Source organism: Bryocella sp. (genome assembly GCF_058498515.1).
This window is the reverse complement of the sequence record NZ_JBMHYI010000012.1, coordinates 1-4278: the sequence shown is the minus strand read 5'-3', so window position 1 is coordinate 4278 and position 4278 is coordinate 1. Positions and strand designations below refer to the sequence as shown.

Sequence of the window (4278 nt, the reverse complement as noted above, 5' to 3'; positions counted from 1 at the left end):
GTCGGTCTGGGTGAACTTTAGGGATTTGTGGGCTTTGTCCGCCAGCAGATAAGCGCCCGTAACCTTGCGGGGGAGCTTGTCGAGGTGGAAGCTGGTGCCGGGCCACTGGAAGATTTCGACGTAGACCTTGTTGGGGGCCGTGGTGGAGCGCCAGTTCCAGGTGGGAATGAATTTGGGCTTGCCGGATTTGTCTTTTTCGGTGGCGCTTAGTTCGCCGGTGGGGGTGGTGAAGAGCGTGGGCGAGGTGCCGTAGATGGCTTCGCTGTTGACGTCCATCCACTTGCCGACGGCGCGGAGGCGCTCGGCTTCGGGGGGCGGGACGACGCCGTGGGAGTCGGGGCCGATGTTGAGCAGGTAGTTGCCGCCCTTGCTGGAGATGTCGATCAGGTTGCGGAGGATGGTTTCGGTGGACTTGAAGTTGGTGTCGTAGGACTTATAGCCCCAGGTGTCGTTCATGGTCATGCAGGACTCCCAGTCTTCGCCGGGGAAGCCGTTGGCGGGGATGTACTGCTCGGGGGTTTCGGTGTCGCCCTTGTAGGTGCCGCCGAGGCGGTTGTTCCAGATGAGGTTGGGGTGCTGGTTCATGAGGGCGACGATCTCGGATGCGAGCTCGGGGGTCATGTCTTTGGTAGGAGTGTCGAACCAGATGACGGCGGGGAACTCGCCGTAGTTGGTGAGGAGCTCCTTGAGCTGCGGGATGGCCTTGGTGTGGAGATACGTGGCAAAATCGCCATCCTGGGCTTTATCCCAGTGGAAGGTGGGCGGCTGGTGGTCGCCGGTTTTGAGCGCGGCACCGCCGGGAGCGGTCCAGTCCTGGTCCTGCGAGTAGTAGAAGCCGAGCTTGATGCCCTGCTTGCGGCACTCCGCGGCGAGCTCCTTGAGTGGGTCGCGGTGGAACTGTGTGGCGGCGACGATGTTGAAGGGGTCGGCCTTGGAGTCGAACATGGCGAAGCCGTCGTGATGCTTGGAGGTGATGACGATGTACTTCATGCCGGCGGCCTTGGCGAGGGCGACGATGTCGTGCGCGGAGAAGCCGGTGGGGTTGAACTGCGGGGCGAGGGCTTTGTAGTCGGCAACGGGGATGGAGCCGCGATTCATGATCCACTCACCTATGCCGGGGACCTGCTTGCCGTCCCATGTGCCGGCGGGGATGGAGTAGAGGCCCCAGTGAATGAACATGCCGAAGCGAGCGGCACGCCACCAGGCCATGCGGGCGTCGCGCTGGGCGGGGGTTTCGGTGTCCTGAATGGATTTGATCGGGTGGTTGACAGGGGTAGTGTCTGGCTTGGAGCCGGCGAGTTGCGCGTTCGCGAAGGAGGCGGCGAGGAGGGCGAGGGTGGCGTAGCGGGTCAGTTTCAAAGGGTCATCTCCGGCGAAAGTTGGGGCGGTGAAACTATATATGAATGACCCATTTTATGTACAAAATTTCACTGTTGGCGATAGGCCATTTGGCCGATTTGTGGCCACGGTCCTGATATCGCGTTTGTCGCCGACGAGGGAGGCAATGGCTGAAGGCCTCCTCCCTCTGGTGAGGGAGAACGGCAAGGGAGCATCGGCGGGGCTACTTCTTCGTGATCAATGATTCGTAGAGCTGGATGGTTTGGGCGGCGATGGCGGTCCAGGAAAAGTGGTCTTCTACGCGCTTGCGGCCGGCTTCGCCCATGGCTTTGGCTTTGGCGGGGTCGTTGAGGAGTTCGGTGATGCGGGCGGCGAGGTCTTTCGAGAACTGCTCGGGGTTTTTGGGGAAGGTGGTGACTTCGTCGGCTTCGAAAGGGACGAGATGGCCGGTTTCGTTGTCGACGACGACTTCGAGGATGCCTCCGGTAGCTGAGGCCACGACCGGCGCGCGGCAGGCCATGGCTTCGAGGTTGATGATGCCGAAAGGCTCATAGACCGAAGGGCAGCAAAAGACGGCGCAGTGGGAGTAGAGCTGAATGGCTTCTTCCTTGGAGACCATCTGCTCAATCCAGACGATATTGTGGCCGGTGCCGGTGGGGTCTCCAGTGGCTTCGGCGTGGCCGGGAGGGTTGTGGATGCCGTCGGACTCGACCGAGACCATAGCCTGCATGCTGCCCGGGGTTTGCTTGCGGACGGCTTCGACTTTGTCGCGCATCTCTTTGGCGATCTCTGGAGTGTCCGGCGCGCCGGCGCAGAGGACGACCTGCGTGCCGGGTGGGAGATGTGGAATGGCTTCGACGAGGTGGGTGACGCCCTTCTGGCGGGTGATGCGGCCGACGAAGAGCACGTAGGGGCGCATGGGGTCAACGCCGTATTTGAGGAGGGCGTCGGTGCGGGGGGTGTACTGGTATTGCTGGAGGTCGATGCCGTTGTAGATGACGTGGATGCGGGCGGCGTCGACGTCGGGGTAGGCCTTGAGGATGTCGGCTTTGGTGCCGTTGGAGACGGCGACGATAGCGTCGGCGTCGAGGACGGCGGTGCGCTCCATCCACGAGCTGAGGGCGTAGCCGGAGCCGAGCTGCTCGGCTTTCCAGGCGCGGAGAGGTTCGAGCGAGTGCGTAGTGAGGACGAACGGGATGCCGTAGAGTTTTTTGGCGAGGAAGCCTGCCATCGCGACGTACCAGGTATGGGTGTGGATGATGTCCAGCTTGTCGAGGTTCAGGTTTTCCAGGAGGTTGAGGGACAGGGCTTCGAGCGCGCCTTTGAACTTGGCCTGTGTGCCCTTGGAGATGGCGGGCCAGGGCTGCTCGTAGTGGATGTCGAGGTGAAGATGGTGATCGTCGCAGGAGTCCGGCTTGACCGGCTCTGCGGGTGTTTCGCCCCAGGCGTGGACTTCGACTTCAATGAGCTTGGCGAGCTCGCGGGAGAGATATTCGACGTGGACGCCGGCGCCGCCGTACACGTAAGGGGGGTACTCGCGGGTCATCAGGCCTACACGCATATAAAAGAAGACTCCTTATTGAGGCGGCTGGCTGGCTGTCGCCCCTGCTTGACGGATTCTATGGGAAAAGGATGAAGCGAGGATCGATTTCGAAGTCTTCCGTTGGATGCGCAGTGATGGTTTTGAAGCTGGGATGTGCGGGATTTAAAACGAAGTTGAACTCTCTTTTCTCAACGACGATGCTTGGGACCTTCAATACTGAGGCCGTTGCGCGGGCGACGAATTGATCGCCGAAGGTTTGCGAAGCTGGTTCGTCGATCCAGGCGCTATGCTCGATGGCGAGCGAATCGGGAATGGTAATGCGAGTGATGGCCCGCGGTGGAATCGTGCGGCCTTCTGCGTGAACGAGAGTTTCGAGCAGTGCGAGAGCGATGTTCTGCGCGGTGTAGATGACGGGAGTGCCGATGGTGTGCCATCGGCCTGATGCGAGGGAGGCGCCGGTAGCGTCAGCCCAGTCGCGCCCTCGACGGTGCAGCCGAAAGACGTCCACTAGACAGGGAAGCCGTGATCGAGAGCCACGAGAAGATTCATCACGCGCTTCTCGCCTTCCGGGTTTTCCAATAAGGATGCGGGAACTTTTGCCTGCAGCTCAGAGTGTGGATTGAGAAACCATTCGAGGGCGTCCGTATCGTTTTGCCAGATGTCTTGGGCATAGGCCAGTAGCGCGGGAAAGGAATGTCGCAGGTAGGTGCTTAGTTTCTTGCGCTGAATGCGATGCGCTTCGCCTTCGAGCGCGGCTGAGGCACGCCACTCCAGAACGGCTGATTTGCGCATCGTCACGACCTTCGCCAAACGCTTCTTGGGCGTGCCTAGAACGGTCGCAGTTTGGGCCTTCGGCATGCCGGTACCTCTGGAACAAGAATACAACTTTTGAATTTCAGGCGCGAGGCCGTTGGTTTTCGGCTTCTTGAGATTGAAATCTGTAGAGTAGGTGCATTGAGAATTTGTATGCGTTTTCGAGATTGTAGCGCAGTGATATTGGCATTTGTCTGCCATGTAGCCTTATCGCAGAAACCTGTTCACCCAGGGTCAGCCGCTGTTCCGTTGAGAACAATTTATGCGACTGAGGATGCCTGGCGGAAGGCGCAGCGTGGGGCGGCGGATGAGGACCACCCGGAGAAGATTGTGGCGGAGCTGCCGCGTGCGGACGTGACCACGCAGGAGGCGCAGCTGAAGCATTGGCAGGGTGTGCTGCGGCAGTTGGATGGAGTGAAGGTTGCGGGATTGTCGGCGGATGAGCGGGTGAACTTTGAGGTGTTTCGCGCGCAGATTGTGGTGCTGGTGAATGCGCAGAAGTTCCGGGAGTATGAGCGGCCGGCGAACTCGGACTCTACGTTCTGGTCCGATGAAGAAGAGGTGACGCGGCAGCCGTTCAAGAC

The 4278-nt window shown here is 60.4% G+C and carries 4 protein-coding genes and 1 pseudogene; 1 reads left to right on the top strand and 4 read right to left on the bottom strand.

What is annotated here, in order from left to right; translation table 11 throughout:
* The 4 genes from AC5E6W_RS03860 to AC5E6W_RS03845 all read right to left on the bottom strand — a co-directional run.
* Positions 1-1359 (bottom strand): alpha-L-fucosidase (locus AC5E6W_RS03860; RefSeq protein ID WP_491750943.1); only part of this gene is annotated, 1359 nt, incomplete at its 3' end.
* A 202-nt stretch (positions 1360-1561) separates the two neighbouring features.
* On the bottom strand, positions 1562-2899 hold the full coding sequence (gene glgA / locus AC5E6W_RS03855; protein WP_491750942.1) for a glycogen synthase: 1338 nt from the start codon (positions 2897-2899) through the stop codon (positions 1562-1564).
* Positions 2900-2957: 58 nt separating this feature from the next.
* Positions 2958-3389 (bottom strand): RES family NAD+ phosphorylase, encoded by a 432-nt coding sequence (locus tag AC5E6W_RS03850; protein ID WP_491750941.1) that lies wholly within the window; start codon positions 3387-3389, stop codon positions 2958-2960.
* Positions 3389-3895, bottom strand: a complete 507-nt coding sequence (locus AC5E6W_RS03845) for an antitoxin Xre/MbcA/ParS toxin-binding domain-containing protein (protein WP_491750940.1) — start codon at positions 3893-3895, stop codon at positions 3389-3391. The genes AC5E6W_RS03850 and AC5E6W_RS03845 overlap by 1 nt, the downstream gene beginning before the upstream one ends.
* A 48-nt stretch (positions 3896-3943) precedes the next feature.
* On the opposite strand from AC5E6W_RS03845, the pseudogene AC5E6W_RS03840 reads away from it, so the two are divergent.
* Positions 3944-4278: pseudogene (locus AC5E6W_RS03840) on the top strand (DUF885 domain-containing protein); the annotation flags it as partial.